The sequence below is a fragment of the Cryobacterium sp. TMT1-2-1 genome (assembly GCF_004403955.1).
Classification (GTDB): Bacteria; Actinomycetota; Actinomycetes; order Actinomycetales; family Microbacteriaceae; genus Cryobacterium; species Cryobacterium psychrotolerans.
On record NZ_SOHC01000015.1, the window covers coordinates 55,291 to 81,369 of the forward strand.

At 69.3% G+C, this 26,079-nt stretch carries 28 protein-coding genes and 1 tRNA gene; 18 read left to right on the top strand and 11 right to left on the bottom strand.

The features are described from left to right. Window positions 1-11 precede the first annotated feature (11 nt). Entirely contained in the window at window positions 12-1,337 is a 1,326-nt protein-coding gene (locus E3T33_RS01970; protein ID WP_092321903.1) for a M20/M25/M40 family metallo-hydrolase, read from the bottom strand. A gap of 108 nt (window positions 1,338-1,445) precedes the next feature. On the opposite strand from E3T33_RS01970, the gene E3T33_RS01975 reads away from it, so the two are divergent. The 10 genes from E3T33_RS01975 to E3T33_RS02020 all read left to right on the top strand — a co-directional run bounded on the left by E3T33_RS01975 (window position 1,446) and on the right by E3T33_RS02020 (window position 11,131). After that, a tRNA-Leu gene (locus E3T33_RS01975) sits at window positions 1,446-1,529 on the top strand. A gap of 225 nt (window positions 1,530-1,754) precedes the next feature. After that, complete coding sequence (locus E3T33_RS01980) at window positions 1,755-2,645, top strand: xanthine dehydrogenase family protein subunit M (protein ID WP_092321905.1); 891 nt, start codon at window positions 1,755-1,757, stop codon at window positions 2,643-2,645. Between the two features lie 4 nt (window positions 2,646-2,649). Further along, on the top strand, window positions 2,650-3,144 hold the full coding sequence (locus E3T33_RS01985; protein WP_092321907.1) for a (2Fe-2S)-binding protein: 495 nt from the start codon (window positions 2,650-2,652) through the stop codon (window positions 3,142-3,144). Then, a complete protein-coding gene (locus tag E3T33_RS01990; RefSeq protein ID WP_134574623.1) occupies window positions 3,141-5,534 on the top strand; it encodes an aerobic carbon-monoxide dehydrogenase large subunit in 2,394 nt (797 codons plus the stop codon). The genes E3T33_RS01985 and E3T33_RS01990 overlap by 4 nt, the downstream gene beginning before the upstream one ends. A gap of 1 nt (window position 5,535) precedes the next feature. After that, window positions 5,536-6,444 carry an XdhC family protein gene (locus E3T33_RS01995; protein ID WP_134574624.1) on the top strand — a complete coding sequence of 303 codons (909 nt, stop codon included), beginning with the start codon at window positions 5,536-5,538 and terminating at the stop codon, window positions 6,442-6,444. Next, complete coding sequence (locus E3T33_RS02000) at window positions 6,428-7,036, top strand: nucleotidyltransferase family protein (protein WP_092321913.1); 609 nt, start codon at window positions 6,428-6,430, stop codon at window positions 7,034-7,036. The genes E3T33_RS01995 and E3T33_RS02000 overlap by 17 nt, the downstream gene beginning before the upstream one ends. Beyond that, window positions 7,033-7,956, top strand: coding sequence for a MoxR family ATPase (locus tag E3T33_RS02005; protein WP_092321915.1), 924 nt, complete (start codon window positions 7,033-7,035; stop codon window positions 7,954-7,956). Before E3T33_RS02000 ends, E3T33_RS02005 begins: the two co-directional genes overlap by 4 nt. After that, on the top strand, window positions 7,949-9,214 hold the full coding sequence (locus E3T33_RS02010; protein ID WP_092321917.1) for a VWA domain-containing protein: 1,266 nt from the start codon (window positions 7,949-7,951) through the stop codon (window positions 9,212-9,214). The genes E3T33_RS02005 and E3T33_RS02010 overlap by 8 nt, the downstream gene beginning before the upstream one ends. A gap of 18 nt (window positions 9,215-9,232) precedes the next feature. Continuing rightward, window positions 9,233-9,937 carry an SRPBCC family protein gene (locus E3T33_RS02015; protein WP_092321919.1) on the top strand — a complete coding sequence of 235 codons (705 nt, stop codon included), beginning with the start codon at window positions 9,233-9,235 and terminating at the stop codon, window positions 9,935-9,937. Window positions 9,938-9,964: 27 nt separating this feature from the next. After that, entirely contained in the window at window positions 9,965-11,131 is a 1,167-nt protein-coding gene (locus E3T33_RS02020; RefSeq protein WP_092321920.1) for an XdhC/CoxI family protein, read from the top strand. Between the two features lie 26 nt (window positions 11,132-11,157). Here E3T33_RS02020 and sufU read toward each other — a convergent pair whose 3' ends face one another. From sufU to E3T33_RS02035, 3 genes are read right to left on the bottom strand one after another with little or no spacing between them, the layout of a single operon-like run. After that, on the bottom strand, window positions 11,158-11,667 hold the full coding sequence (sufU, locus tag E3T33_RS02025; protein ID WP_092321922.1) for a Fe-S cluster assembly sulfur transfer protein SufU: 510 nt from the start codon (window positions 11,665-11,667) through the stop codon (window positions 11,158-11,160). Beyond that, on the bottom strand, window positions 11,664-12,977 hold the full coding sequence (locus E3T33_RS02030; RefSeq protein WP_092322115.1) for a cysteine desulfurase: 1,314 nt from the start codon (window positions 12,975-12,977) through the stop codon (window positions 11,664-11,666). Before E3T33_RS02030 ends, sufU begins: the two co-directional genes overlap by 4 nt. Before the next feature lie 58 nt (window positions 12,978-13,035). After that, a complete protein-coding gene (locus E3T33_RS02035) occupies window positions 13,036-13,407 on the bottom strand; it encodes a hypothetical protein (RefSeq protein ID WP_134574625.1) in 372 nt (123 codons plus the stop codon). Between the two features lie 229 nt (window positions 13,408-13,636). Between E3T33_RS02035 and E3T33_RS02040 the strand changes: the two genes are divergently transcribed. Both E3T33_RS02040 and E3T33_RS02045 read left to right on the top strand, forming a co-directional pair. Next, complete coding sequence (locus E3T33_RS02040; RefSeq protein WP_092321925.1) at window positions 13,637-14,443, top strand: DUF4097 family beta strand repeat-containing protein; 807 nt, start codon at window positions 13,637-13,639, stop codon at window positions 14,441-14,443. 34 nt (window positions 14,444-14,477) lie between these two features. Then, on the top strand, window positions 14,478-15,359 hold the full coding sequence (locus E3T33_RS02045; RefSeq protein WP_092321926.1) for a hypothetical protein: 882 nt from the start codon (window positions 14,478-14,480) through the stop codon (window positions 15,357-15,359). Window positions 15,360-15,367: 8 nt separating this feature from the next. On the opposite strand, the gene E3T33_RS02050 is transcribed toward E3T33_RS02045, so the two are convergent. Continuing rightward, window positions 15,368-16,306, bottom strand: a complete 939-nt coding sequence (locus tag E3T33_RS02050; protein ID WP_092321928.1) for a DnaJ domain-containing protein — start codon at window positions 16,304-16,306, stop codon at window positions 15,368-15,370. 99 nt (window positions 16,307-16,405) lie between these two features. Between E3T33_RS02050 and E3T33_RS02055 the strand changes: the two genes are divergently transcribed. From E3T33_RS02055 to E3T33_RS02065, 3 genes are read left to right on the top strand one after another with little or no spacing between them, the layout of a single operon-like run. After that, complete coding sequence (locus E3T33_RS02055; RefSeq protein ID WP_092321929.1) at window positions 16,406-17,194, top strand: alpha/beta hydrolase; 789 nt, start codon at window positions 16,406-16,408, stop codon at window positions 17,192-17,194. Further along, on the top strand, window positions 17,191-17,886 hold the full coding sequence (locus E3T33_RS02060) for a hypothetical protein (protein ID WP_092321931.1): 696 nt from the start codon (window positions 17,191-17,193) through the stop codon (window positions 17,884-17,886). Before E3T33_RS02055 ends, E3T33_RS02060 begins: the two co-directional genes overlap by 4 nt. Continuing rightward, window positions 17,879-18,538: a DUF1345 domain-containing protein gene (locus E3T33_RS02065; protein ID WP_092321932.1), complete on the top strand. Its 660-nt coding sequence runs from the start codon at window positions 17,879-17,881 to the stop codon at window positions 18,536-18,538. Before E3T33_RS02060 ends, E3T33_RS02065 begins: the two co-directional genes overlap by 8 nt. A gap of 30 nt (window positions 18,539-18,568) precedes the next feature. Here E3T33_RS02065 and E3T33_RS15130 read toward each other — a convergent pair whose 3' ends face one another. The 3 genes from E3T33_RS15130 to E3T33_RS02075 all read right to left on the bottom strand — a co-directional run bounded on the left by E3T33_RS15130 (window position 18,569) and on the right by E3T33_RS02075 (window position 20,021). Continuing rightward, window positions 18,569-18,733 carry a hypothetical protein gene (locus tag E3T33_RS15130; RefSeq protein ID WP_166784368.1) on the bottom strand — a complete coding sequence of 55 codons (165 nt, stop codon included), beginning with the start codon at window positions 18,731-18,733 and terminating at the stop codon, window positions 18,569-18,571. Window positions 18,734-18,795: 62 nt separating this feature from the next. Further along, window positions 18,796-19,281 (bottom strand): DUF6328 family protein, encoded by a 486-nt coding sequence (locus E3T33_RS02070; RefSeq protein ID WP_092321934.1) that lies wholly within the window; start codon window positions 19,279-19,281, stop codon window positions 18,796-18,798. Then, on the bottom strand, window positions 19,278-20,021 hold the full coding sequence (locus tag E3T33_RS02075; RefSeq protein WP_092321935.1) for an SOS response-associated peptidase: 744 nt from the start codon (window positions 20,019-20,021) through the stop codon (window positions 19,278-19,280). Before E3T33_RS02075 ends, E3T33_RS02070 begins: the two co-directional genes overlap by 4 nt. Before the next feature lie 134 nt (window positions 20,022-20,155). On the opposite strand from E3T33_RS02075, the gene E3T33_RS02080 reads away from it, so the two are divergent. Both E3T33_RS02080 and E3T33_RS02085 read left to right on the top strand, forming a co-directional pair. Next, window positions 20,156-20,992, top strand: a complete 837-nt coding sequence (locus tag E3T33_RS02080; RefSeq protein WP_092322116.1) for a DUF3097 domain-containing protein — start codon at window positions 20,156-20,158, stop codon at window positions 20,990-20,992. Window positions 20,993-21,231: 239 nt separating this feature from the next. Next, window positions 21,232-21,435, top strand: coding sequence for a cold-shock protein (locus tag E3T33_RS02085; RefSeq protein ID WP_035840308.1), 204 nt, complete (start codon window positions 21,232-21,234; stop codon window positions 21,433-21,435). A 216-nt stretch (window positions 21,436-21,651) separates the two neighbouring features. Here E3T33_RS02085 and E3T33_RS02090 read toward each other — a convergent pair whose 3' ends face one another. The 3 genes from E3T33_RS02090 to E3T33_RS02100 form a co-directional block, all read right to left on the bottom strand. Beyond that, a complete protein-coding gene (locus E3T33_RS02090; protein ID WP_134574626.1) occupies window positions 21,652-23,088 on the bottom strand; it encodes an HNH endonuclease signature motif containing protein in 1,437 nt (478 codons plus the stop codon). A gap of 157 nt (window positions 23,089-23,245) precedes the next feature. Next, the gene (locus E3T33_RS02095; RefSeq protein ID WP_134574627.1) at window positions 23,246-24,100 is read right to left on the bottom strand and encodes a DUF72 domain-containing protein; all 855 of its coding nucleotides are present in this window, start codon (window positions 24,098-24,100) and stop codon (window positions 23,246-23,248) included. A gap of 36 nt (window positions 24,101-24,136) precedes the next feature. Then, on the bottom strand, window positions 24,137-24,616 hold the full coding sequence (locus E3T33_RS02100; RefSeq protein ID WP_092321939.1) for an Lrp/AsnC family transcriptional regulator: 480 nt from the start codon (window positions 24,614-24,616) through the stop codon (window positions 24,137-24,139). Window positions 24,617-24,722: 106 nt separating this feature from the next. On the opposite strand from E3T33_RS02100, the gene E3T33_RS02105 reads away from it, so the two are divergent. Beyond that, window positions 24,723-25,964 (top strand): PLP-dependent aspartate aminotransferase family protein, encoded by a 1,242-nt coding sequence (locus tag E3T33_RS02105; protein WP_134574628.1) that lies wholly within the window; start codon window positions 24,723-24,725, stop codon window positions 25,962-25,964. Window positions 25,965-26,079 lie beyond the last annotated feature (115 nt).

The window sequence follows — 26,079 nt, forward strand, 5'->3', positions numbered from 1 at the left end:
GTGCTCCGGTGCTAGTAGGTCGACAGCAGGTCGGTCAGAACCCGCCTGCCAAACACTAATGCGTCCAGCGGCACCCGTTCGTCAACCCCGTGGAACATCGCCGGGAAGTCCAGCTCCGGCGGCAGCTTCAGCGGGGCGAACCCGTAACCCTTGATTCCGAGTTTGCTCAGCGCCTTGTTGTCGGTCCCCCCGGACAAAAGGTACGGCAGGACGGGTGCCCCGGGGTCGTGCTGTCCCAGCGTGGCGACGACCGCGTCGACGAGGGGTCCGCTGAACTCGGTTTCGAGGCCGATGTCCCGGTGGATGATGACGATCTCGATGTCGGGGCCGACCAGCTCGGCCACCTCGGCGAGCACCGCATCCTCTTCGCCGGGCAGCGAGCGGATGTCGATGAAGGCCTCGGCCAGGTCGGGGATCACGTTGTGCTTGTAGCCGGCCCGCAGCAGCGTGGGGTTCGTCGTGGTGCGCAGGCTCGCCTGGATGAACCCGGAGGCGGTTCCCGTGGCGAGGGCCAGTTCGTCCGGGCCGACCCGTTGTGGGTCGACGTCGAGGATGCGGGCGAGTTCCCCGAGGAGCTGGGTGGTCGTGTTCGTGAGCCGGATCGGCCATTCGCGCCGGCCGACCTTCGCCACGGCCTCGGCCAGGCGGGTGATCGCGTTGTCATGGATGAGGCGCGAGCCGTGCGCGGCCTGGCCTCGCGCGACCAGTTTGATCCAGATCAGGGCCTTCTCGCCCGTCTGCAGCAGGTAGGCCCGCTTGCCGCCGAGGGTGATTGAGTAGCCGCCGACCTCGCTGATCGCCTCGGTGGCGCCGGCGAAGAGTTCCGGGTGCGTGTCGACCAGGTAGTGCGAGCCGAACACTCCCCCGGCCTCCTCGTCGGCGAAGAACGCGACGACGAGGTCCCGGGCGGGTTCCTTGCCGGCGCCGAGGATGTCCTGGAGCGACGCCAGTATCATGGCGTCCATGTTCTTCATGTCGACGGCGCCGCGTCCCCAGAGAAGTCCGTCCTTGATCACGCCCCCGAACGGATCCACGCTCCAGTTCGCCGGATCGGCCGGGACCACGTCGAGGTGGCCGTGCACCACCAGGGCCCCCTTGCTGCTGTCGCGGCCCTTGACCCTGGCCACGACGCTCGTGCGGCCGGGCGCCGAATCGAACACCTGCGGTTCCAGCCCGAGGCCCAGCAGCCGGGCTTCGACGTATTCGGCGGCATCCGTCTCGCCGTTCGAGCGCCCCTCCCCGTAGTTCGTGGTGTCGAGACGGATGAGATCGCGTGCGATCTCCGCCGTCAGATCCAGTCGGTTGTCGGCCACGGTGCTATCAACTGAGGGTGCCATGGCCCTCACGCTACCGGCATCCGATGGGTGCCGGGTGAATCAGGAGGGGTGGGAATCCGTGCTAAGTTATTCCTCGGCAGTCGATGCGAATCAGCTGCCGAAACACCTGCCCGGGTGGCGGAAATGGCAGACGCGCTAGCTTGAGGTGCTAGTGCCCGTAAGGGCGTGGGGGTTCAAGTCCCCCCTCGGGCACGGAGATTGACAACACTGAGAAGTGCGGGCAATCAACGGGAACTGGTTGAGACAGTTCAGAAGGGCCGGATCGAGAGATCCGGCCCTTTTTCTATGCCCGTTGTGGCTGCCGTTCGCTCACGCCGATGCTCTTGACACCCCGGTGCCGCCGGAGCAGTATGTGTGACACATCGGTGCCCTCTTTCGTGTGCAGTGGGTGGGGCACATCGCGAAGAGGAGAGCCTTGTGCAGATTCCGGCCCCATTCGATTACGCCCGCGCCACCACCGTCAACGACGCCCTGGCGCTTCTGGAGCGCCATCCCGACTCACGGGTGGTCGCCGGCGGACACAGCCTGTTGCCGATGATGAAACTCCGGCTGGCTCGGCCCGAATGGCTCATCGACATCAACGACCTGTACGAGCTCGACTTCATCCTGCGCGAGGGCGACTATCTGCGCGTCGGGGCGATGACCCGGCACACGACGCTGCTGGAGTCCCCCGAGATCGCCCGCCTTTTCCCGATCATCACTGACGCCGAGCGGGTGATCGCGGATCCCATCGTGCGCAACCGCGGCACCATCGGAGGTTCGCTGTGCCAGGCCGATCCGGCCGAGGACCTGTCTACCTGCTGCGTGGTCCTGCGCGCCGAGGCGGTCATCCGCGGCCCGGGCGGGGAGCGCACGGTCTCGATGAGCGAGTTCCACCGGGGGCCGTACGAGACGGCCGTCGCCCAGAACGAGATCCTCGTCGAGGTTCGCTTTCCGATCCTCCCGCGCTCCGGAAGCGCCTACGAAAAGGTCGAACGCCGGGTCGGCGACTGGGCCGTCGTTGCGGCCGGCGCCGCTGTCTCACTCGCTGAGGACGGCACGATCGACGACGTCGCCATCGGGCTCACGGCGGCCGGTATCGACCGGACCATCACGGAGGCCGAAGCCGTGCTGCACGGCAAGAAGCCGACCGAGGGTCTGTTCATCGAGGCCGGTCGGATTGCGGCCGCGGCATCCGACCCGATCGCCGACCAGCGCGGCCCGGTCGACTACAAGCGGCACCTCGCAGACGAACTCACGCGACGGGTGCTGCGGCACGCCTGCGCGCGCGCCCTCGAAGTCCGGCACACGACAACCCAGGAAGGCTGAACCCATGCAGATCAGCATGACGGTGAACGGCGAAGACATCACCCGCGAGATCGAACCGAGGGTGCTGCTCGTACACTTCATTCGCGACGTCCTGCGTCTGACCGGCACACACTGGGGCTGCGACACCAGCAATTGCGGCACCTGCGTCGTGCTGATGGACGGTCTGCCGGTGAAATCCTGCACCGTGCTCGCGGCGATGGCCGACGGGCACGCGATCACCACCGTCGAGGGCCTCGCCACCGGGGCAAAGCTTGACCCGGTGCAGCAGGGGTTCATGGAGGAACACGGCCTGCAGTGCGGTTTCTGCACACCGGGCATGATGCTCACCGCCCGGGCCCTGCTCGACCGGAATCCGCACCCCGACGACGGCGAGATCCGCGAGGCGATCTCGGGCCAGATGTGCCGGTGCACCGGATACGCCACCATCGTGCGCTCAGTGAAGTGGGCCGCCGAACACCCCGCAGCGCAGGAGACCACCGGAGAAGAGGTGACCGCATGACCATCATCGAAGAGCACCCCGCCAACCCGGCGGCCGGCGACGCCGACCGCCCGATCGGGTACGGCCGTCTCCAGCGCAAGGAAGACCCCCGGTTCGTCCGCGGCAAGGGCAACTACGTCGACGACATCGTGCTGCCCGGCATGCTGCACGGCGCGATCCTGCGCGCCCCCGTGGCGCACGCCCGCCTGGTCTCGATCGACACGAGCAAGGCTCTCGCCCACCCCGGCGTCAAGGCGGTCATCACCGGCCAGGACCTGCTGGGGCTGAAGCTCGCCTGGGCGCCCACCCTCTCCGCCGATGTGCAGGCCGTGCTCGTCACCGACAAGGTACGTTTCCAGGGCCAGGAGGTCGCCTTCGTCGTCGCCGACGACCGCTACTCAGCCCGCGACGCGCTCGAACTGATCGAGGTCGACTACGACGTGCTGCCGCCGGTCGTGGATGTCCGCAAGGCGCTCGACCCCGGCGCGCCCGTCATCCGCGACGAGATCGAGGGTCGGACCGACAACCACATCTTCGACTGGGAGGCGGGCGACAAGGCAGAGTGCGACGCCGTCTTCGCATCGGCAGACATCGTCGTGTCGCAGGAGATGGTCTACCCGCGCGTGCACCCGGCGCCGATGGAAACCTGCGGTGCCGTCGCGGACTACGAGCCGATCGACGGCACGCTGACCCTCTACGAAACCTCGCAGGCTCCGCACGCCCACCGAACCCTGTTCGCGATCGTGGCCGGGATCCCGGAGCACAAGATCCGGATCGTCTCACCCGACATCGGCGGGGGGTTCGGCAACAAGGTCGGCATCTATCCGGGGTACATCCTCGCCGTGGTCGGGTCGATCGTGACGGGCAAACCGGTCAAGTGGATGGAGGACCGGTCGGAGAACCTGATGTCGACATCCTTCGCCCGCGATTACATCATGCAGGGCGAGATCGCGGCCACGAAAGACGGCAAGATCCTCGCGCTGCGAACGAACGTGCTCGCCGACCACGGGGCCTTCAACGCGACGGCACAGCCGACAAAGTACCCGGCCGGCTTCTTCCACATCTTCACCGGCAGCTACGACCTGCAGGCCGCGCACTGCAAGGTGACCGGCGTGTACACGAACAAGGCGCCCGGCGGCGTGGCCTACGCCTGTTCCTTCCGGGTCACCGAAGCGGTGTACCTGGTCGAACGGATGGTCGACATCCTCGCCCGGAAGCTGGAGATGGACCCCGCGGAACTCCGGCTGAAGAATCTGATCAAGCCCGAGCAATTCCCGTACAAGAACAAGACGGGCTGGGAGTACGACTCCGGCGATTACGCGACGGCGCTCCGCAAGTCGATGGACATGGCGGGCTACGACGAACTCAGGCGAGAGCAGAAGGAGAAGCGTGTGCGCGGCGAGCTGATGGGCATCGGCATCTCCTTCTTCACCGAGACGGTCGGCGCCGGACCGCGCAAGCACATGGACATCGTCGGCCTCGGAATGAACGACGGGGCCGAGCTGCGGGTGCATCCTACGGGCAAAGCCGTCGTCAGGATCTCCGTGCAGAGCCAGGGCCAGGGCCATGAGACGACGTTCGCCCAGATCGTGGCTGAGGAGCTCGGCATTCCGCCGGAAGACATCGACGTCGTGCACGGCGACACCGACCAGACGCCGTTCGGCCTGGGCACCTATGGCAGCCGGTCCACACCGGTCAGCGGCGCCGCCGTTGCCCTCGTCGCCCGCAAGGTCAGGGAGAAGGCGAAGTTCATCGCCGCCGCGATGCTCGAGACCCGGCCGGAGGACCTCGAGTGGGAGAAGGGCCGCTGGTTCGTCAAGGGCGACCCGAGCGCCGGGAAGACCATCGCCGAAATCTCCATGGGCGCCCACGGCACCGTCGCCCTGCCGGAGGGCATCGACGGCAACCTCGACGCCGAGGTCACCTACGACCCGCCCAACCTCACCTTCCCGTTCGGCGCGTACATCTGCGTCGTCGACGTCGACCCGGGAACCGGCCACGTCAAGGTGCGGCGCTTCATCGCCGTCGACGACTGCGGCACGCGGATCAACCCGATGATCATCGAAGGGCAGGTGCACGGCGGTCTGACCGACGGCGTGGGCATGGCGCTGATGCAGTTCATCGAGTTCGACGCGGAGGGCAACAACCTCGGCGGGACGTTCATGGACTACCTCATCCCCACGGCCCTGGAGGTGCCGAACTGGGAGACGGGATTCACCGTGACACCCTCGCCGCACCACCCGATCGGCGCGAAGGGCATCGGCGAGTCGGCCACAGTGGGTTCTCCGCCCGCGATCGTCAACGCCGTCGTGGATGCGCTGGCGCCCTTCGGAATCCAGCACATGGACATGCCGTGCACCCCGGCCCGCGTCTGGGCCGCTATGCAGGGCCGTCCTCGGCCCCCGATCTAACATGGCGGCGCTGGGGGCAACCCTCACGGAGAGGGCGCAGGAGCTCGCCGGTCGCCGGGAGCCGTTTGTTCGCGCCACGGTGGTGCGAGCCCAGCATCCGACCAGCGCGCACGCCGGCGATACCGCCCTGATCCATGCGAGTGGGCAGATCGACGGGTTTGTCGGAGGCAACTGCGTGGAGGCGTCGGTGCGGGAGTACGCTCTGATGACCCTGTCCACCCAGGAGCCGATCCTCCTGCGGGTCGTTCCCGGCGAGCCGTCACGGCTGCGAGAGGAAGGCGCGGTCGAAGTCTCCAACCCGTGCCTGAGCGGGGGCGCCATCGAGATCTTCCTCGAGCCATGGATCCCGGCGCCCCGGGTGCTGGTGGTCGGATCGACACCCGTCGCTGCGGCCCTGGCCCAGCTGGGGGCCGGGGTGGGCCTGCACATGGAGCTCGCAGACGGGGGTTCGGCGGAACCGCGCCCCGACGACGCGGCCCTCATCGTCGCCTCGCACGGCCGGGACGAAGAACCCGCCCTGACGGCTGCCCTCCGCGCCGGCGTCCCCTATGTGGCACTCGTGGCCAGCGCGACCCGCGGCGCCGCCGTGCTCGCCTCCCTCGACGTCGACGAGGAGCAGCGTTCCCGGGTGTACAGCCCGGCCGGTCTGCGTCTCGGTGCCCGCACGCCGGGCGAGATCGCGCTCTCGATCCTCGCCCAGCTGATTTCCGAACGCGCCCAGGACCGGCCGCCGGAGACCGCACCCTCGGTCGCGGTCAGTGCGGCGATCGACCCCGTCTGCGGGATGACCGTGGTCGCGGTGGAGGCGAGCCTGCACGCCGACTACGCCGGCGACACGGTCTACTTCTGCTCGGAGGGCTGTCGCAGGGCATTCCTGGCCGATCCGGAGGCGTATGCCGTCGCCCCCTGATGTCCGCACCGCCGGACTCGTCCTGGCCGCCGGGGCGTCGCTCCGGTTCGGCCGGCCGAAGCAGCTGCTCCCCTACCGCGGCGGGGTCATCCTCGACGCCGTCCTCGCCACGGCACGGGCGAGCGGTCTCGACCAGATCGTGCTGGCCCTCGGCGGGGCGGGCGACGCCGTCCGGCACACGGTTGACACCCGGGGCTGCGATCTCGTCGACAACCCCGACTACCCGGCCGGATGCTCCTCCTCGATCGCCGCGGCCATTCCGGCCCTGCACCCCGACACCGGCGTCCTGGTGCTGCTGCTCGGGGATCAGCCGGAGGTGCGCCCGGAGACGGTGCGGCACCTGCTGGAGGGACGCGGCCGGTCCCCCATCGCGGTCTGCCGCTACGACGACGGCATCGGGCATCCGTTCGCCTTCGACCGCACCATCCTGCCGGGCCTCGCCGCCCTGCACGGGGACAAGGCGATCTGGAAGCTCCTCGAGCAGCGTGCGGACGATGTCACCGAAGTCCGGATACGCGGACCGATTCCCCTGGACATCGACACCGAAGCCGACTACGAGCGTGCGCTCGCCGACGTGCAGGAGCTCGGATGAGTCGCCCGGCGCGCCCGGGCGTGGATGAGGCGATGCAGCGTCTGGTGCCCGACGTCGCCACCCTGCTGGATTCCCTGAACGCCGAGGACTACCTGGCCGACGTCGGCCTCGCGACCGCGCTGTTCCTCGCGGTGCGGTTGCCGCAGCCCATCCTGCTCGAGGGCGAGCCGGGCGTGGGAAAGACGGAGGCGGCCAAGGCCCTGGCCCGAGTGCTGGACACTCCTCTGTACCGCCTGCAATGCTACGAGGGCATCGACGCGGGCGAGGCGCTCTACGAATGGAACTACCCCCGCCAGCTGCTGGGGATCCGGCTGGCCGAGGCCCGGAACGTCGACATCGACGAAACCGACCTGTTCGGATCGAACTACCTGCTGCGCCGCCCCCTGCTGCAGGCGATCGAGCACCCCGGGCCGCGCCCTGCCGTCCTGCTGCTCGACGAGATCGACCGCGCCGACGCCGAGTTCGAGGCGTTCACCTTCGAGCTTCTGGCCGAGGCCGCGGTCACGATCCCCGAACTCGGCACGGTGCAGGCCTCCCATCCGCCCATCGTCATCCTCACCTCCAACCGCACCCGGGACCTGCACGACGCCCTCACCCGCCGTTGCCTGTACCACTGGATCGACTACCCCGGCCCCGAACGGATCGCCGAGATCGTTCGTCGCCGAGTGCCGCGGAGCGCCGAGCGGATCGCGATCGACGCCGCGTCGGCCATCACCCGGCTGCGCACCCTGGACATGGTCAAACCCCCCGGCATAGCCGAGGCCATCGACTGGGTGTCCGCGCTCACCGTGCTCGGCGTGGACCGGCTCGACGCCCGCACCGTCGACCAGACCTGGGGATCAGTCCTCAAGAACCGCGACGACCTCGACCTCGCCGGCAGCCGCGGGTCGGCCTGGGTCGTCGGAGGCGACCATGGCTGAGCCCGGGCGCTCGATCACCCCGACGAGCGTGGAGGCGGCCGCGCTGGCAGTGGGTTTCATGACGGCGCTCCGCCGGGCCGGACTGCCCACCTCCCCCGACCGCGCGGCGCGGCTCGCCGACGCGTTCCGGCTCGTGCCCCCGGATGCCCGGGAGCGCCTCTACTGGACCAGCAGGGTCGTGCTCGTCTCCTCGAGTGAACAGGTGCCCGTGTTCGACGCGGTGTTCGACGCCGTGTTCGGCGGCTTCCTCGACCCGGCCGACAGCCGCGGTGACACCAACGCTCCCCCGGCGATCGGCTCAGAGCCGCGGACCCGCCCGACGGCACCCGACAACCGGCCGACCGGCGCCGCGGAGACGGACGTGAGCCCGCGGCCGTCCGCGGCGCTGCCCGGGCCGGAGGGCCAGGCCGACCAGTCGGGTCCGGAACGGGAGGCCCTGCTGCTGGTGGCCTCCGCCGAGGAACGCCTGCACGAGACATCCTTCGCCGATCTCTCCCAAGACGAGATCGCCCAGATCCGACAGCTCGTGCGCCGGATCGTGTTGTCCACGCCCGAACGCCGCAGTCGGCGCACGCGTCGGTCGGCGCGGGCCACCGAGCGCCTGGACCTTCGACGCACCGTGCGCGCCGCCGAACGTTCCGGGGGCGACTCCATCCGGCTCGTCTACTCACGCCGCCGCCCGCGCCTCCGCCGGCTGGTCCTGCTGTGCGACGTGTCCGGCTCGATGGAGCCGTACACGAGGGTCTTCCTGTCCCTGCTGCAGGGATCGGTCGCCGGCGCGCAGGCGGAGGCGTTCGTCTTCTCCACCCGGCTGACCAGGCTCACCCGGCAGCTGGCCACCCGCGACCCGGACCAGGCGCTCGCGCGCGCCGCCGGGAGTGCCTCGGACTGGGCGGGCGGCACCCGCCTCGCGGAAAGCATCCGCCGGTTCATCGACGAGCACGGCCGCCGCGGCCTCGCGCGGGGCGCGGTCGTCGTGGTCATCTCCGACGGCTGGGCACAGGATGCCCCGGAGCAGGTCGGCGCCCAGATGGCCCGCCTCCGGCGCCTCGCCCACCGCATCGTCTGGGTCAACCCGCGGAAGGTGGCCGCCGGCTACCAGCCGCTGGCGGGCGGCATGGCCGCCGCGATGCCGTACATCGACTCCTTCGTCAGCGGGCACAGCTTCGCGGCCCTGGCCGAGGTGGCCGCGGCGATCCGGAACGACCGCCCGGCGATGCCGGGCAGACGGCAACACACGACCAGCGACAACACCTGACAAGAAGAGGACACCATCATGGAACTAGAGAGCACTTTTTCCGTCGTCGCACCGATCGACGAGGTATGGGCGACAATCATGGACTTTGAACGGGTCGCCGGCTGTGTGCCGGGGGCTCAGATCCTGAACAAGCTGTCCGAGGACGCGTACCAGGTCGGCATGAAGGTCAAGCTGGGACCCGTGTCCATGCAGTACAAGGGCCTGCTGAACGTGCTCGAGCGCGACGTCGCAAACCACCGTGCCGTGTTCGAAGGGAAGGCGCAGGAGGCCCGCGGCCAGGGAACCGCCCAGGGAACCGGGAGCCTCGTGCTCGTCCAGGACGGAGACACCACGCGCGGCACCGTCACCGGGGACATTGCCCTGTCCGGCAAGGTCGCCGCGATGGGCAGGGGCGTCATCGGAAGCGTCACGGACCAGATGATGGCCCTGTTCGCCGAGAACCTTCAGGCCATGATTGCGGCGCCGGTGGGTGGGGCACCCGCCGCAGGCGCGTCGACACCGGCGACCGAAGAGCGTCCCGCAGCCGCCGGTGCGGCCCCCGGCGGCCCGGCGCGACCGAAGGCTGCACCGGCGCCGGACACGAGCCTGGACGCGTTCGCCTTCGCCAAGGGCATGATCACCGACCAGCTCAGCAGCCCGCCGAAGCTCCTCGGCCTGCTCGCCGCGGTCGCCTTCATCGCCTACCGGATCGGCCGACACGGGTCGCGAAAGTCCGGGCGATGATGATCGCGCTCCCCGGGTGCGACTCGGATGCGTGAGGTTCTCGGTCCCCTCGTCGCCGGGTGGAGGAAGGGCGGAACGGCCGGCCTCGCCACGGTCGTGCGAACGTTCGAGTCCGCGCCGCGGCCGGCGGGGGCGTCCATGCTCGTCACGCCCGACGGCGACGTCGTCGGCTCCGTCTCCGGCGGGTGCGTCGAGGGTGCGGTCTACGAGCTGGCCGGCCAGGTCGTCGCCGACGGCACACCCGTGCTCGTGCGCTACGGGATCAGCGACGACGACGCCTTCTCGGTCGGACTGACCTGCGGCGGCATCCTGGACGTATTCGTCGAACCGGTCTCCCGGAAGACGTTCGAAGAGCTGGACGCGGTTCGGGATGACATCGAGAACTCCCGGCCGGTCGGCGTCGCGACCGTCATCGACCACCTTGACGGCGGCTGGACCGGGCGCCATCTCGTGGTCCGGCCGCACGGGTTCGACGGCAGTGTCGGTTCTGAGCGAGCCGACCGCGCCATCAGCGAGGACGCCCAGGGGTTGCTGGCCGCCGGCCGGAACAGCGTCCTGATCTACGGGCCGGACGGGGAACGGCGGGGAGAGGGGATGCGGGTCTTCGTCAACAGTTTCGCGCCCCGCCCGCGGATGTTCGTCTTCGGGGCCATCGACTTCGCCGCCGCGCTCACCCGGCTGGCCGCGTTCCTCGGCTACCGGGTCACCGTCTGCGACGCTCGGGCCCTATTCGCGACACCGGCCAGGTTCCCGGACGCAGACGAGGTGATCGTGGCGTGGCCGCACCGGTACCTGGCGGAGCAACTCGCCGCCGGGCTGGTCGACGAACGGGCCGTGATCTGCGTGCTCACCCACGATCCAAAATTCGACGTGCCCCTGCTCCAGGTGGCCCTGGGCGCCCCGCAGGTCGCCTACATCGGGGCGATGGGATCCAGGCGCACCCACGACGACCGGCTGAGGCGCTTGCGCGAGGCCGGGGTCGGAGAGTCCGACCTGGCGCGCCTGCACAGCCCGATCGGACTCGACCTGGGCTCACGCACCCCCGAAGAGACCGCCGTGTCCATCGCTGCCGAGATCATCGCCCGGCACTGGGGCGGCGGCGGTGAGCCGCTCGGCCGGCTGGGCGACCGGATACACCACGACGACCTGGCCGAACCGGCCGCGCGCGCCGGGTCGACGCCGGGCGGCCTCTGAACGGGCGGCCTCTGAACGGGCGGAGCCTAGCGGGCCGCCGCGCGCGCCAGCGCCTCTTCGAACGCCACCCACGCGAGCATGGCGCACTTGACCCGGGCCGGGTAGCGGGAGACCCCGGCGAAGGCGGCGGCATCCCCGAGCTGCTCCTCGTCGGGCGCGGTGGTGCCGCGCGACCGCAGCATGTCCCGGAACGCGCCAAGCAGCGCGGTGGCCTCGCCGGCCGGGAGACCTCGGACGGTGTCGCTCAGCACGGAAGCGGATGCCATCGAAATGGAGCACCCCTCACCGCGCCAGGCGAGGTCCTCAATCCGCTCGGTCCCCGGCCGAGCGTCGCCGGCGGAGGCCGCGCCGACCGTCACGCGGACGGTCACCTCGTCGCCGCAGGTCGTGTTGACCTGGTGGGACTCGGCGGTGCTGGGGCCGTCGGCCTCGCGCGCGACGAGGTCGGCGAACGGTTCGGCGGAGAAACCGTGCCTGGCCTTCGCATGGTCGAGGATGATCTGCTGGTAGAGCTGCTGCAGGTCGCTGGACGTCATCGGCTCACTCCAAAGAAGGGGGCGACCTCGCGCAGGGTGGCCAGGAAGTGGTCCACCTCATCGGTGGTCGTGTACAGGTAGGTGCTGGCCCTGGTCGACGCCGTCACGCCCAGGCGCCGGTGCAGGGGCTGGGCGCAGTGGTGGCCGATGCGGACCGCGATGCCGGCTTCGTCGAGGAACTGGCCGACATCGTGCGCGTGCACGCCGGCGACGTCAATGCTGGCCAGGCCGATGCGCTCGACCCCGACCGCGGGTCCGAGCACCCGCACACCCGGTATATCGGTGAGCCCGGCCAGGAGCCGCTGCCCGAGTTCCGCCTCCCTGGCCTCGATCCGGCTCATCCCGACGGCGGAGAGGTAGTCGACCGCGGCGGCCAGCGCGATCGCCTGCGAGACGCGTTGCGTGCCGGCCTCGAAGCGCTGGGGCGGCGCAAGGAACTCGGCTCCCCGCATGTCGACGGTGGTGATCATCGATCCGCCGGTGAGGAACGGGGGCATGTCGGCCAGCAGCTCGGCACGGCCGAACAGGACGCCGATGCCGGTGGGACCGAGCATCTTGTGACCGGAGAACACCGCGAAGTCCACATCGAGTGCGGCGACGTCCACGGGCAGGTGCGGCACCGACTGGCAGGCGTCGATGAGAACGAGGGCCCCGACCGAACGGGCGAGGGCCACCAGATCGGCGACCGGGTTGACGACGCCCACCACGTTGGAGGCATGGGTGAAGGCGAGCAGGCGCGTGCGGGCCCCGATGATGGTCGCGGCGGCGTCGAGGTCGAGGGTGCCGTCATCCGTGACCGGGATGAACCGCAGCGTCGCACCCGTGCGCAGCGCCAGCTGCTGCCACGGGATGAGGTTCGCGTGGTGCTCCATCTCGGTGACGACGATCTCGTCGCCGGCACCTAACCGGAAGCGTGCGGCCGCCTCTCCCCCGAGCCCGAGGGATGCGTTCGAGAACGAGTAGGCGACGAGGTTGATGGCCTCCGTGGCGTTCGAGGTCCACACGACCTCGTCGGGCTGCGCCCCGATGAAGTCGGCAACGGTCGCCCTCGCCGCCTCGAAGGCTTCGGTCGCCCTGAACGCGAGCGTGTGGGCGCCACGGTGCACGGCGGAATTGTGCTGCTCGTAGAACTCCCGCTCGGCATCCAGCACGCTGGCCGGGTTCTGCGAGGTGGCACCCGAGTCGAGGTAGGTGAGGGGCCTGCCGTTGACCAGCTGCCCGAGGATGGGGAAGTCACGGCGGATTTCGCGGACCTCCTCGTCGGTCAGCGAACGAGGGGGTGCAGACTTCAACGCATCAACGGAGGACATCATGTTTCAGGATATTCCTTCACTCCGGGTATCGCGCGGACGGTGAGGCGCGGGCGGCTCACCCTTGAGCCGGGGCCTCGTCGAGGATTCCGACGAAGCGGCTGCCGACGCCGTCGTACTCGCGCCGCCTGAGGCCCGCCGCCGGTGCGGGCAACTCGTCGTAGCCGTGGTCGTCGCAACTGACATAGGTGAAGTCCGGCCACCACTTCTTCGGCCGGGCGGCCTCCGTGAACCCGCAGACGTCGCAGCGCAACTCGACCCAGACCGGCTTCTTCCCGGTTCGGTTCGCCCGCGACTGGGCGAGCCAGGCCGGCGGGTTCGCCTCCATCTCGGCGAGCTCCGCCTCGGAGAGCCGAGCGGGAATGCCGTGCCGGTGCGCCATTTCCAGCGGGATATCCAGCCGGAGGGCCGCTTCGCGTCTCGTAATCATCTGACTCAACGATAGACGCTGCGCTCGTCGCCGACCACCCGGAGCGGGCGGCAGGCTCGGCGCTCGCGCCGGCCGGCCAGCGCACGGGCCCTGACGGAACAGCTCCGAGGCGGGTACTCTGACCGGCAGGACACACCCCCCGGGCCGGAGCGCATCCGGTCGGCGCCGCGCCCCATGGACGTCAAGACACCGGACCGTTGAGATGAGAGGGTGAGGCGAGAGGGTCCAGATGAGCGAGCCAGTCGCCGGGCAGCCTTCCGCAGGGAAGGGCTCGGGTCCCACCGCCAACACGGTCATCCTGATCGTCGGCCTGTCGCTGGTGGCGGTGGCGACCATCGTCGGCCTGCTGTTCGCGTTGAACTTCCGTGGGGGGCCGGTCGACCAGGCGGAAGACCTCGCCGCCGGCCGGAGCGTCTCCGTGGAGATTCCGAATGCCGCGCTGATCCTGGGTGCCAGCGACGACGATGACGTTCACGTCACGATGCGCGGCACCTACCTGGGCGCGGCTCCCACCCTGGAGGCGAGCACGTCCGGCGGGGTGACCACCATCGGCGGCGGCTGCCCGCGCCAATGGTTCAACTTCTGTCAGCTCGAGGTCACCGTGACGCTGCCGGCCTCGCTGCCGCTGACCGCGGCGGGCGAGAACGGCGCGATCACGACATCCGGGCTCACCGGCGAACTCAGCCTGCACACGACGAACGGGCGCATCGAAGCGACCGGCACGGAATCCAGGATCGACCTGCGCAGCACCAACGGGGCCATTCGCGTGCGGGAGGCGACCTCGGCGGAGGTCAGCGCAGGCACAACGAACGCCAGCGTCGACCTGGGCTTCCTCGAGCCGCCCGACGAGGTCGTCGCGAGAAGCACCAACGGATCGGTCACGGTACGGGTTCCTGTGCGCGGCGTGCGCTACTCCATTACGGCCCGGACGACCAACGGGTCGACCAACACGAACTCCGTGCCGGGTGACCGCGATTCCGAGCACAGGATCGTTGCGGAGACCACGAACGGGAGCGTGTCGGTCATCCCGAACTGACGGATCGTCCCGCGCCTGGGTGGGACAATGAGGCATGCGAGACACCGTTTCCCCGCTGGGGCTCCTGCTTGACGTCGATGGTCCGATCGCGAGCCCGGTCACCCGGTCGATCGCGACTCCGAGCATCCTGACCGACCTGATTCTGCTGGCCGGCGCCAATGTCCCGATCGCCTTCATCACCGGGCGTTCGGCCGCCTTCATCCGCGACGAGGTCGTCACGCCGCTGGTCGGAGCCGGCCTGCCGAACGAATTCCGGATGTACGGCGTCTGTGAGAAGGGCGCCGTGTGGTTCCCCATTTCTGCGGCCGGGATGGGCGAGGTCGTGGTGGACGCTAGCGTCGCACTGCCCGAGGCCGCCGTCGCCGCACTGCGGCGGCTCGTTGCCGATTCATACGCCGACACCATGTTCTTCGATGAGACCAAACAGGCCATGGTCTCGGTGGAGCAGCGCACGGATGTCGCCCACGCGGCGTACCTGGCCGCCCAGGATTCGTTCAACGAGGCGGCGTTCGCGCTGCTCGCCTCGCGCGGGGTGGGGGTTCGGCTCGGAGACCGCGAGGCACCGGACGCCTCGGGGCAGATTCCCTTCCGAATCGACCCGACGATCATCTCGACGGATATCGAGTCGGTGCTCCTGGACAAGGACAACGCCGCCGAGCGAGCGCTCGCATTCTTCGCCGAGGGCGGTCCGCTCCCCCACCTGTGGCGTTCGGTCGGCGACTCCCGCAGCGACTACCTGATGGCGGATCACCTGCATGCCGCCGGGTACGACGTCTCGCATGTGGACGTGCGGCCGGCCGACGGTATCCCCGACCGGCCCTACCCCGTCATCGTCATGGGCGAGCAGATCCATGACGAGGCCGGCGCCAGTTTCCTCGACTACTGGGTCGACAAACTCGGGCTCCGGGCGGGCTGATCCGCCGGTCAGTCCTCGACGAAGCGGATGCCGTTCTGAAGTCGGCTCCGCAGCTCGAAGACCTTCTCGAAGCTCCCCCGCTCCATCCCGGGAAGCCCCTCACGCAGGAGGCCGACCAGACGTGACCGGGGAACCGTGACCACGCTCGGGCGCCGGCCGCGCCTCGGCACGGCCAGCGGTTCGGCGATGCCGCCATCGGGCACCACGATGACGAGGGCCGTGAACTTCACCTTGAGGGAGCGCGCCAGCGTGCGGGCTCCGACCTCGAGGTCCTGGATCGGGGATTCCCCCGGCGCGATGGCGTCGCCGATGAGCTCGCCGCGCCTGAGCTGCACCGGTGCGCCCCAGTCCTCCGACAGGATGGCGAACAGGCCGGCCGGGCCCAGGACGACGTGGTCGAGCTTTAGCCCCTGGTCCCCCGGGTCGACGTCGTGCCAGGCCGTGAAGCCGATGCCGAGGCCGGAGACGAGCTGCGCGGTGGCTTCCTCGGCGATGGCCTTGGCCAGCCGGTGCCGGATCTCCCGGGGGGCCGTTCGGACCAATCCCGGGTCGTACGGGTCGTCCACGGTCGTTCCCCGCCCTGCCCATTCGCGAATGAGGGAGAGGAAAAGCTGCCTGGACTGCCCGCCGGGGTGTCCGTACATCCGCGCGCGCACGCCGCCGGTCTGTGACGGGCGGCTCTGCGCGGCCGGTGCGGCGTAGAACGAAGAGGCAGGCGACGGCTCGCCCTCCGAATACCGGTGTCGGTCGTAGTCGGCCCGGCTCTGCGGATTACCGACCCGTTCCCAGGCGATCTGCACGGCATGGAATCGTTCCGCGCTGCCGCCCACATCGGGGTGGGTGTGTCGCAGCAGCCGGCGATACGCCCGCCGCAGTTCGTCCTGGCTGGCGGTGGGGCTGACCCCGAGAATCTCGTACGGTGTGGCCGCGGCCGGGCTATCAGGCATCCTGGGCGGTCTCTTTCGGAAATGGTGGCGAGCGAAGTATGTCCTTACGATACCCATCCAGGCTGACATCCGGCCCGGCGGAGCTCTAGGCTCGGCGGAATGATCGACTTCATTCTTCGCCGGTTCGACCACGGGGAGCTGACCATGCTCGTGCGGCAGTACGGTCGCATGCTGCCGGATGGTCAGGGCCGCGCGTTCGTGCTCGTGCACGGCATCGGGGCATCGTCGCGGTACTTCGCCAGGCTGTCCCGGAGGCTCGCGCCGCACGGCATCGTGTATGCGGTCGATCTGCCGGGGTTCGGAGCGTCGCCGTCACCGTCCGCCCCCCTGGACATTCCCGACTTCGCCGCGCTGCTGCGGGCCTTCGCGGAGGCCTGGGGCATCATTGATCCCGTGCTCGTCGGACATTCAATGGGAACGCAGGTGGTCGCTGAGGCCACGCTGCAGGATCCATCGCTCTCCTCCAGCCTCGTGCTCATCGCGCCCGTCGTCGACCCGGCGGCGCCCACGGGGTTGGGGCAGGCCCTGCGCCTGGTCCGGGACGTATTCACCGAGCCGCCGTCGGCGAACTGGATCGTTGCCGTGGATTATCTGCGCTGCGGACCTCGACGGTATTTCTCTGCGCTGCCGGCGATGCTGTCGTACCGGTTGGAGGAGCGCGTTCGCCTCCTGACGGCGCCCACGCTCGTCATTCGCGGCTCGCAGGACCCGGTCACGCCCGCGGACTGGGCGGCTCGGCTGGTCGCCGCGATTCCCGGCGCGAGCAGGCTCGACGTGCCGGGCGCCTCCCATGTCGTACAGTATGCGGCCCCCCAGGCGGTGGCGGCGGCCATCGTCTCGCACGCGCGGATCGGGGTTCCCGGAACCGCGTCGGAGCCGGAGCAGTGAACATCCTGGCCAAGGCGGCGTTCTGGGCGCTCGACTACGCCTACATCGGCATCCGGCAGCTGGATGCCGGCCGGTCGCGGGCCACCCTCGCACGGTACCGCTCCGGCGATTCCGCCCCGATCGTGCTGCTTCCCGGCATCTATGAGGCGTGGCAGTTCCTGCGCCCGGTGGCGGACGCGCTGCACGAGGGCGGCCACCCCGTGCACGCGATCCAGGCACTGGGGCGCAACCGGCGGCCGGTTGCGGACGCCGCACGGATCGCCGGGGAGTACCTCGCCAGGGAAGACCTGCACGGGGTGATTCTCGTCGCCCACAGCAAGGGCGGCCTGATCGGCAAGTATCTGATGATGTCCGCCGGAAGCCGGGATCGGATCGACCGGATGGTCGCGATCGCGACGCCGTTCTCCGGGTCGTCGCTGGCGAAATACACCGTGCTCCCCAGCCTGCGCGCACTGTCGCCGACCGACCCGATGGTGCGCCTGCTCGTCGATGAGCAGTTCGTAAACGCCCGGATCACGTCCGTCTACGGGGCGTTCGATCCACACATCCCTGACGGCTGCAGCCTGCCCGGGGCCACGAACGTCGCCCTGGCCGCGTCCGGCCACTTCCGCATCGTCGGCGACCGCGGGCTGATCTCGGCCGTCACCGCCGCGTGCGGCGACGACGGAACCGTAGGATCGCCTCATGAGTGAACTCCGAAACGGACCCGGGGGTCTCCCCGGACCCGTCAAGATCCACCACTCGACGACGCGTTTCGCGGCCATGCTCCTCGTCGGCATCGCAGCGGGCCTCATCACGGGAATGCGCGGCGAATGGGTACCGGCCGTCATCGTGGGGTGGGCGTCCGCCTGCGTCACTTACCTTCTCTGGGTCTGGTTCACGGTGTGGCGGATGGATGCGTCGACGACGGCCAGCCACGCGACACGCGAGGACCCGGGGCGCGCGATTTCCGACCTGCTCGTGGTGATCGCCAGCCTCGCCAGTCTCGGTGCACCCGTGTCACTGCTGATCGAGGCGCGGGCCTCGGAGCGGATCACCATTGCGATGCTCGCGGTCATGAGCGTGGCCCTGTCGTGGGCGCTGATCCACACTCTCTTCACCCTGCGGTACGCGTCCATGTACTACCGCGGACCCGATGGGGGCGTGGATTTCAACCAGGCCCAAGCGCCGAACTACGGGGACTTCGCTTACCTCGCGTTCACCCTCGGGATGACGTTCCAGGTGTCGGACACGACCCTGCAGACACACGCGATACGCATGGCGGCGCTGCGCCACGCGCTCCTCTCGTACCTCTTCGGCACGATCATCCTGGCGACCCTGATCAATCTGGTCGCGGGACTCTAGCCGCCCGTCGACAGCAGGCGAGGTGTGGCCCTAGTTGCGGATGACCCGGGTCGGAATCCACAGCGCAATTGCGACCGCGAGGATTCCGGCGAAGAAGATCGGCGCCTGGAAGGCGGTGACCGCGAAGGCGAGCCCGAACAGCCAGAGACCGAGGACGAAGACGGCCATCGCGACGATGAAGGCGACGACATGCATGGGTGGTCCTTTCGATGCGGTGCCCGCCAGTCTCGCCGGGCCGATGATTTGAGCGTACCGGGTCAGGGGCCGTCGGGCCGAACCGAACGCGGCACAATGAGCCAAATCAAGAGGGTGAGCGCGAGGACGGCGGCGGCCGCGGCCAGCCCGGCCGCGCGCCCCAGCACGACATCGAAAATGAGCAGGGTCGTCCCCGTCAACACGATCGCCACCCCGGCCAGCGTGATGCGCACCAGGACGTTGCCGATCCTCACGACCTGGGCCATCGCGTGGCGCCGGAAGAGGATGCGGTGGAGACTGACCGGGCCGAGGCCGACGGCGGTCGTGATCGCCGCGACAGAGACCAGCGCCAGGTACACCGCGATCTGGTAGCCGTCGAGCTCCGTGAATCGCGGCTGGAAGGCGACGGCCAGCAGGAATCCGCTGAGGATTTGCGTGCCCGTTTGAGTGACGCGCAACTCCTGCAACAGCGAATCCCAGTTGCGGTCGAGACGCTCGTCGGACGTCTCCCTGCGGTCGTCGGCCTGCGCCGCCGGCTGTTCGCTCATCCGCGTGGGTCTCCGGACGCGCCGGCCACATGCTCGCTGCCCACCGGTTCGGTGAGCTCGGGCCCGTTGGCAGCGCCGGCCAGCGGGGCGACCTCATAGAAGCGCAGCCCGGCAGCCGGCGGTCGCGACGCCGCCACTGCGGCGTCGACCAGACTCTGGTCTCCTGCGGTGTGCGGGTCGAGCCACTGGTCCCACCACTCCTCCGGGAGCACAACCGGAGTGCGGTCGTGGATTTCGGCCAGGGCGCCCTGCGCGTCCGAGGTGAGGATCGTAGCGGTGAGGACCCAGCGCGCAGGGTCGTCGCCAGGCAGCGCGGGATTCCGCCACCAGGAATAGAGGCCCGCGAGGGCCAGGGGCAGGCCGTCGTCGGAGTGTACGAAATAGGGAGTCTTGACCTTGCCCGCCGTGTGCCACTCGTAGTAGCCCGCGGCGGGAATGAGGGCCCGCTTCGACGCCACCGAATTCTTGTACGAGGCTTTCTCCGCGGCTTCTTCCGCCCGGGCGTTGAAGGTGGGGTAGCCGGACGTGAGCTGCTTCGAGAACGACGGGACGAGTGACCAGCGGGCGGATTCGAGGCGGCGCACGACGGGGCCGTCTTTCACCGACTCGAGCACGATCGGTATCTGCTCCGTGGGTTTGACGTTCCACGAGGGGTCGGGGATACCTTCCCCCACGTGCTCGACGTCGAACATGGCGGCGAGGTCCTCCGCCGTATCGGTGATGACAAATCGACCACACATACCGACAGGCTATCGCGGGCCGGCGACAGCCGACGATGCCGGAGAGGGCCTGACCTGTGGCCCTCGGACCGCAGCGCGTGCCACCCGCCCGCCTCCGGAGATCGAGTCCAATCTCGGCTAACGTCGATCGGATGATGAACGAACGATACGGCGCCGACGTGCTCTCCCCCGGCTGGCGCGACGTCGGTCGCACGGTGATCCCCACCCGGGAAGCCGTCCGCGACCTGGTGGTCGAGGAGGCCACGACCGGGTTCTGCGGTGCCGTGATTCGCGTCGAGAAGAAGATCGTCACCCTCGAGGACCGGCACGGCAAACTCCGTCTGTTCCCCCTCGGCGCCGGGTTTCTGATCGACGGCAAGCCGGTGGTGCTGGTCGTCCCGGCGGCAAAGGCGCCCGCGACCCGGGCCCGCACAGCGTCCGGCTCCATGGCGGTGAAGGACGCGCCCGCCCGCATTGCTCGGGCCAGTCGCATCTTCGTCGAAGGACGCCACGACGCCGAACTCGTCGAAAAGGTCTGGGGCGCCGACCTTCGCATCGAGGGCGTCGTCGTCGAATACATCGAAGGCGTGGACAATCTCGAAGAACTCCTGTCCGAGTTCCGTCCGGGCGTCGGCCGCCGGGTGGGCGTGCTGGTCGACCACCTCGTGCCCGGGTCCAAGGAGAGCCGCATTGCGGAGGCGGTGGCCAGGGGACCGCACGGCCGCAACGTTCTCGTGGTCGGGCATCCGTACGTTGACGTCTGGCAGTCGGTCAAACCCGAACGTCTCGGCCTGGCCGCCTGGCCCCAGGTGCCTCGCTCGGTCGAGTGGAAGCACGGCATCTGCGCGGCGCTCGGCTGGCCGCACGAGGACCAGGCCGACATCGCCCGCGCCTGGCAGCGCATTCTCGGCCGGGTGCGGTCCTTCGCCGATTTGGAACCCCAGTTGCTCGGACGAGTCGAGCAACTGATCGATTTCGTCACGGCCGAATAGGCCCCCGGCGGGACCGTCCGTCCGGCAATCATTACGGTTCGACATGGTTCTTTTGACCAATACGGCACTAACTCAGCATTGTGGGCTAGTGTTGTGTCAGTAGTTGTAGTGCTTGCACGTCTTAAAATCGCATCGATCTCGGTTGATGCGCGCTATTCCTTAAGGAAGCGGACGACGAATACCGCGACGAACGGGCCCGACAGTCGGGTTCGATCTAAACACTCCTGGAGGAGTTTCAAATGGCAACAGGTACCGTGAAATGGTTCAACGCTGAAAAGGGCTTCGGCTTCATCGCTCCCGACGACGGAAGCGCCGACGTGTTCGCGCACTACTCCGCGATCGCTTCGAACGGCTACAAGTCGCTCGACGAGAACCAGAAGGTCGAGTTCGAGGTAACCCAGGGCCCCAAGGGTCCCCAGGCCGAGAACATCCGCGCCCTCTAAATTGCGCAACTGCTCAATCTGAGCTTCGACAACGCCCCCACCTCGGTGGGGGCGTTGTCTCGTTAACGGCCGGCATGCGGTCGCCCGCCGCACTCGTTTTGAGCACGACCGCACGCCCAAGTCGTACCGAGCCTCCCGCCGAACCGTGAGTTCGGCACGTTCATTCCGGTGGGAAGGGTCCGAACTCACGGTTCGGCGAGCCGGAAGGGTGACGTGTTAGGAGGGCTGTTCCTCTGAACTTCCTTCGTCGGTTCGCGTGGCCTTCTGTCGGAGTTCGGCGCTGATGGCGGTGCCGATGATGGTTTCGGATTCGGTCACGTAGGTGTGGCCGGTCGGGGTTGTCCAGGTGAGGGTGCCGGTTCCGTCCTTGGCCTGGCTGACTTTCCAGCCGGCCTCGTGTTTGAGGGCGTGGCTGGCGGGGCAGAGGTGGGCGAGGTTGTTGTGGTCGGTTCGTCCGCCGAATGCCCAGTCGAGGCCGTGGTCGATGTCCGAGCGGCTGGCCGCCCGGCTGCAGCCGGGGTGCCGGCAGGTGCCGTCGCGCACCTGAAGCATCGTGCGGAGCGAGGCGGGGATCGTATACCGGTCCCGGCCGACCGAGAGCACCGCACCGGTCTCCGGGTGGGTCAGGATCCGCACCGCGCTCGGACACTTCGCCGCCAAAGCCCTGGCCGTGTCCGGATCGATCGGCCCGTACCCGTCGAGGTTGCCCGGCTCCTCTGTGACACCGAGGAGGGTGAGCATCGGGACCGTCACGATCAGGTTCGGCCGCAGCCCGCCCAGGCTGCCGGCCATCCCTACGGTCTCCGTGCAACCGGACTCCGTGCAACCGGCCTGCGTGCAACCGGACTGCGTGCAACCAGTCCCCGCGCAGCCGGCCTGCAGGAGCAGGTCGCGGAACACGTCCGCCCGCAGCTGGGTGAGCGTGCGCGGCTCGTCCGGCCCCTGCAGGGCGATCGCCCGGTCCGTCACCTGGCCATAGATGCCGAGGGCGTCCGACGCCGGCAGGTAGGCGCTCAGCCAGCCCATCCCGTCGCGGGCCGGGTCGAACCGTATCGCCCGGTCGGCCACGCTCCGCACATGCCGGGCCGTGATCGACTCCGGATCGATCCTCTCCCGCAGCTTCCTGGTCCTCCTCTCGAACTGCGACGCCGTCAACCGGCCGGCCGACGGCAACGCCTCCTGCTCCAGCTGCCGGGCCGCCGCCTCCGGAAGTCCCGCGGTTTCGTTGACGAGGACGATCGCCTGCCGGTAGCCGATCCGCCCCGCGGCCAGGGCCGCCAGGGTGTCCGGCAGGTCGTGGACCAGGGCCCGGCTGCTCTCCAGCAGCCCCGAAGCGGTCGACTCCGGAATCCGCAACGCGCAAGCCAGCTCGGCCACCAGCGACCGGCGAGTCAACGCCGGACTGAACGCACTCCCGCCGAGCTCCCGCTCGCTGCAGACCCGCGCCGCGTCTATCGCGACCACCCGGGCCGCGGCCTGCACCGCCATCGCCCGGTCGATGGCGGTGACCGCATCGATGAGCGCGCCGAGTTCCTCCAGGTGGACCGCGGCCGCTGTCAGCGGCTGACCCTGGTCGGTGGCGACACCCGGGTCAACGCCCGGGTTCGGGCCGGCCGGGAGTGCCCGACCGGGTGGTCCTTTGATGGTTTCCATACGAAAACGGTACGGCGAACCACCGACATTCCTCCGGCCCGAAACCACCCCTGACCGGCCTTTGTGTACAACAAATCGCACGGCCGACCTGTGGAGGACAAGCGCAGGAATCAGGCGTTCCCGGGCCCACGCGCCCATTGTTCAGGGGTGACGCTCCTCAGGGTTCATCCTGGAGTCGATCACGGAGGGACATCGCGTCGAACGGGGCCCGAACCTTCGCGTCATTGTCGAAGTAGACGTACACGTCGCGGCCAACTCCATCCGGGCAGGATGCCCCGCCGGACCAGCCGCGCACCCGGGCGGCCCAGTCGTCGAGCGCCGCATCGGTATAGCCCGAGGCGTAGAGCTCCTCGGCCCCGTGCAGCCGCACATAAACGAAGTCGGTCGTTACCTCGGTAAAGCGCGGCCAGTCCCCGGCCGCGTCGGCCACGACGAGGGCGACTCCATGGCGCCGCAGGATGTCGTAGCACCGCTCGTCGACGAACGTCGCCGAGCGCACTTCCAGCGCATGCCGAAGAGGCCGGTCCTCTCCCGGCAGGGTGAACGCCCTCCCGTCGAGCCGCTCGTCGTGCTCGCCGGCCAGGACTGCGGCCCGGGCGGTGGCGTGCGGGAGCAGGGCCAGGAACTCGTCCAGTTCGGCGGCGTCAAAGGTGTGCCGGGCCGGCAGTTGCCAGAGCACAGGGCCCAGTTTCCTGCCGAGGGCCAGCGGCCCGGACGCGAAGAAGTTGGCGAGGGCCAGCCGCGCGTTCCGCAGGCGGAGCATGTGCGTGATGTATCTCGGGCCCTTCACCGAGAACACGAAGCCCGGCGGCGTCTCGTCCCGCCAGCGGAGGTAGCTCTCCGGCCGTTGCAGCGAATAGAACGACCCGTTGAGTTCGATGGTGTCGAGGTGCTCCGCCGCGAACTCGAGCTCCCGCCGCTGGGGCAGGTGCGGCGGGTAGAAGACCCCGCGCCAGGGCGCGTAGCGCCAGCCGGAGATGCCGATCCGGATCAGCGGCGCAGTCGTGGACACGCCACGACGCTAGCGAATCTGCGGGCCGTCCGTCACCTACTTGACGAGATCCTGCCAGCCGTCCCCGTCCACGTACTCGAAGATGAGGTTGGTCTCCGTGTGGGCGACGGCAGGATGCTCGGCGAGGTGTTCGAGGACGAAGTCGCGCAGGTGAGACGCGTCGGCGGCGGCCACGTGCAGAAGGTAGTCGTCCGCCCCGGCCGTGTGGAACATCCCGATCACGCCGGGCCAGTGCGGGGCCGCATTGCGGAACTCGTCGATCTGCCCGCGGGCGTGCTTGGCCAGTCGCACGGAGATGAGCGCCTGGAGGGAGGCGCCGAGGGCCGCAAGGTCGATGTTGGCCCGGTAACCGCGGATGTGGCCGAGCTGCTGGAGCCGGCGGAGCCGCAACGACACGGTCGACTCCGCGACGCCGATTTCGGCGGCCAGGGCCGCCCCCGACGCGCGCGCATTCACCGACAGCGCGCGGAGCAGCGCGCGGTCAACCCGGTCGAGGTCGGCCTTCTTCGAATCCATGCGTGCAGCCTTTCGTCACAGGAAAGCATATTCGATGAATGGGGCTCGTTCAGAAGACTCTCCACGTGTTCTTGCGCTGGAACACAGCATCTGCTTTCCTCAGAGCATGTTGCCATCGTCGTCACACATTGAAACCATCGCCGTCCACGCCGGGATGGAGGGTGTCACCGAGTCAGGGTCGCACGTTCCGGTGATCGACCTGTCGACCACGAACCCGCTTGCCGGGGTCGAGTCCGGAGGCGACTCCTACGAGAACCTCGCCACCGGCGGGGACATCATTCAGGGCGAGTCCGCGGTGTACCAGCGGCTCTGGCAGCCCGGCGTCGCACGCTTCGAGGATGGCCTGTCGGCTCTCGAAGGCACCGAGGGCACCGTCGCCTTCGCCACCGGCATGGCCGCCCTGGCCGCCGTGCTGATCGCCTCCGTTGCCGCCGGCAAGAACCACGTCGTCGCGCTGCGCCCCATCTACGGCGGCACGGACCACGTCCTGGCCACCGGGCTGCTCGGCACCACGGTGACCTGGGTCGATGCTGCCGGTGTCGCGGCCGCCATCCGCCCCGAGACCGGCCTGGTCATCCTCGAGTCGCCGGCGAACCCGACCCTCGAGCTCACCGACATCCGGGCCGTCGCGGATGCCGCGGGCAACGTCCCGGTGCTCGTCGACAACACCTTCGCGACCCCCGTGCTGCAGCGCCCGATCGAGTGCGGCGCGACGCTGGTGCTGCACAGCGCCACGAAGTACCTCGGCGGCCACGGCGACGTCATGGGCGGCACGGTCTCCGGCCCCCAGGATTGGATCGTGCGCCTGCGCCAGGTGCGCGCGGTGACCGGGGGCATCCTGCACCCGTTCGGCGCCTACATGCTCCACCGCGGCCTCCGCACCCTGCCCCTGCGCGTGCGAGCCCAGCAGGCGACCGCAGCCGAGGTGGCGAACACGCTCGTCGGCCACCCCGCCCTCACGCGCGTGCTCTACCCCGGACTGCCCGGCCAGGACCCGCAGGGCCTGATTGGCCGGCAGACCGCCGGCGCCGGCTCCCTGATCGCCCTCGAATTCGCGGGCGGGTTCGACGCGGCAGCGCGTTTCACCGAGGCCTGCCGCCTGATCACCCACGCCGTCTCGCTTGGCGGGGTCGACTCCCTCGTGCAGCACCCGGCCTCGCTCACCCACCGACCGGTCGAGGCGAGCGCCAAGCCCGGGGCCGGAATCGTGCGCATCTCGATCGGCCTCGAGCACGCCGACGACCTCACCGCCGACATCCTGGCCGCCCTCGAGGCCGCCTCTCCCGAGTTCGTTCTGGTCGCCGAGCCCGCGGCCGAGCTGCTCGTCGAGCTGGTCGAAACGGCCTAGAGGCCGCTGCCCCACCCGCCGAACTGTGAGTTTGGCACCTTCCCGGGCCGGCAAAGTCAAGCGGTCTAGGCAACGCGGGTGGTTTCAGCTGCCTTGAGCAGCTGGTTCAGCCGGG

Coding starts and splice junctions, on each gene's coding strand:
- E3T33_RS01970 (WP_092321903.1), bottom strand. CDS start 1,337: ATGGCACCCTCAGTTGATAGCACCGTGGCCGACAACCGACTGGATCTG.
- E3T33_RS01985 (WP_092321907.1), top strand. CDS start 2,650: ATGCAGATCAGCATGACGGTGAACGGCGAAGACATCACCCGCGAGATC.
- E3T33_RS01990 (WP_134574623.1), top strand. CDS start 3,141: ATGACCATCATCGAAGAGCACCCCGCCAACCCGGCGGCCGGCGACGCC.
- E3T33_RS01995 (WP_134574624.1), top strand. CDS start 5,536: ATGGCGGCGCTGGGGGCAACCCTCACGGAGAGGGCGCAGGAGCTCGCC.
- E3T33_RS02000 (WP_092321913.1), top strand. CDS start 6,428: ATGCCGTCGCCCCCTGATGTCCGCACCGCCGGACTCGTCCTGGCCGCC.
- E3T33_RS02005 (WP_092321915.1), top strand. CDS start 7,033: ATGAGTCGCCCGGCGCGCCCGGGCGTGGATGAGGCGATGCAGCGTCTG.
- E3T33_RS02010 (WP_092321917.1), top strand. CDS start 7,949: ATGGCTGAGCCCGGGCGCTCGATCACCCCGACGAGCGTGGAGGCGGCC.
- E3T33_RS02015 (WP_092321919.1), top strand. CDS start 9,233: ATGGAACTAGAGAGCACTTTTTCCGTCGTCGCACCGATCGACGAGGTA.
- E3T33_RS02020 (WP_092321920.1), top strand. CDS start 9,965: ATGCGTGAGGTTCTCGGTCCCCTCGTCGCCGGGTGGAGGAAGGGCGGA.
- sufU (WP_092321922.1), bottom strand. CDS start 11,667: ATGACGTCCAGCGACCTGCAGCAGCTCTACCAGCAGATCATCCTCGAC.
- E3T33_RS02030 (WP_092322115.1), bottom strand. CDS start 12,977: ATGTCCTCCGTTGATGCGTTGAAGTCTGCACCCCCTCGTTCGCTGACC.
- E3T33_RS02035 (WP_134574625.1), bottom strand. CDS start 13,407: ATGATTACGAGACGCGAAGCGGCCCTCCGGCTGGATATCCCGCTGGAA.
- E3T33_RS02040 (WP_092321925.1), top strand. CDS start 13,637: ATGAGCGAGCCAGTCGCCGGGCAGCCTTCCGCAGGGAAGGGCTCGGGT.
- E3T33_RS02045 (WP_092321926.1), top strand. CDS start 14,478: ATGCGAGACACCGTTTCCCCGCTGGGGCTCCTGCTTGACGTCGATGGT.
- E3T33_RS02050 (WP_092321928.1), bottom strand. CDS start 16,306: ATGCCTGATAGCCCGGCCGCGGCCACACCGTACGAGATTCTCGGGGTC.
- E3T33_RS02055 (WP_092321929.1), top strand. CDS start 16,406: ATGATCGACTTCATTCTTCGCCGGTTCGACCACGGGGAGCTGACCATG.
- E3T33_RS02065 (WP_092321932.1), top strand. CDS start 17,879: ATGAGTGAACTCCGAAACGGACCCGGGGGTCTCCCCGGACCCGTCAAG.
- E3T33_RS15130 (WP_166784368.1), bottom strand. CDS start 18,733: ATGCATGTCGTCGCCTTCATCGTCGCGATGGCCGTCTTCGTCCTCGGT.
- E3T33_RS02070 (WP_092321934.1), bottom strand. CDS start 19,281: ATGAGCGAACAGCCGGCGGCGCAGGCCGACGACCGCAGGGAGACGTCC.
- E3T33_RS02075 (WP_092321935.1), bottom strand. CDS start 20,021: ATGTGTGGTCGATTTGTCATCACCGATACGGCGGAGGACCTCGCCGCC.
- E3T33_RS02080 (WP_092322116.1), top strand. CDS start 20,156: ATGAACGAACGATACGGCGCCGACGTGCTCTCCCCCGGCTGGCGCGAC.
- E3T33_RS02085 (WP_035840308.1), top strand. CDS start 21,232: ATGGCAACAGGTACCGTGAAATGGTTCAACGCTGAAAAGGGCTTCGGC.
- E3T33_RS02090 (WP_134574626.1), bottom strand. CDS start 23,088: ATGGAAACCATCAAAGGACCACCCGGTCGGGCACTCCCGGCCGGCCCG.
- E3T33_RS02100 (WP_092321939.1), bottom strand. CDS start 24,616: ATGGATTCGAAGAAGGCCGACCTCGACCGGGTTGACCGCGCGCTGCTC.
- E3T33_RS02105 (WP_134574628.1), top strand. CDS start 24,723: ATGTTGCCATCGTCGTCACACATTGAAACCATCGCCGTCCACGCCGGG.